This is a genomic window from Sphingobium sp. WR1 (assembly GCF_059693745.1).
In genome coordinates, this window is sequence record NZ_JCATID010000099.1 from 1 (window position 1) to 756 (window position 756).

The window sequence follows — 756 nt, forward strand, 5'->3', positions numbered from 1 at the left end:
CAGATCGTCGTCTTCTCCCTGTTCGTCGGCGTCGCGCTGACCGCCATCGGCGACAAGGGCAAGCCGATCATCACCGTGATCGAATCGATGGTCGAACTGATGTTGCAGGTGACGGGCTATGTGATGCGCGTCGCTCCCTTCGCGGTGTTCGGCGCGCTGGCCTCGTCGGTGACGGTGCAGGGGCTGGGCGTGCTCAAAACCTATGGCCAGCTGGTCGGCGAATTCTACATCGCCCTCTTCTGCCTGTGGCTGCTGCTGTTCGGCGCGGGGGCGATCTTCCTGGGCAAGCGCATGGTGAAGCTGATCCGCTATGTCCGCGAACCGCTGCTGATCGCCTTCTCCACCGCCTCGTCCGAAGCCGCCTATCCCAAGATGCTGGAGCAGCTCGACCGCTTCGGCATTCCGCGCCGCATCTACAGCTTCGTGCTGCCGCTGGGCTACAGCTTCAACCTCGACGGATCGATGATGTATGCGACCTTCGCCACCATCTTCATCGCCCAGGCCTATGGCATCGACCTGCCGATCGCGACCCAGATCACCATCCTGCTGGTGCTGATGGTGACGAGCAAGGGCATCGCCGCCGTGCCGCGCGCCTCGCTGGTGGTGGTCGCCGCCACGCTGGGCCAGTTCGACCTGCCGGTCGAGGGCGTGGCCTTCGTCCTGGCGGTCGACCATTTCATGGACATGGGCCGCACCGCGACCAATGTGCTCGGCAACGCCATCGCCACCTCCGTCATCACCAAATGGGAAGGCATG

The 756-nt window shown here is 64.0% G+C and carries 1 protein-coding gene; it reads left to right on the plus strand.

Annotated elements, in window-relative coordinates:
• Window positions 1-756, plus strand: a 756-nt coding sequence (locus AC58EF_RS28580) for a dicarboxylate/amino acid:cation symporter (RefSeq protein WP_497279754.1), incomplete at both ends; no start/stop codon positions are given.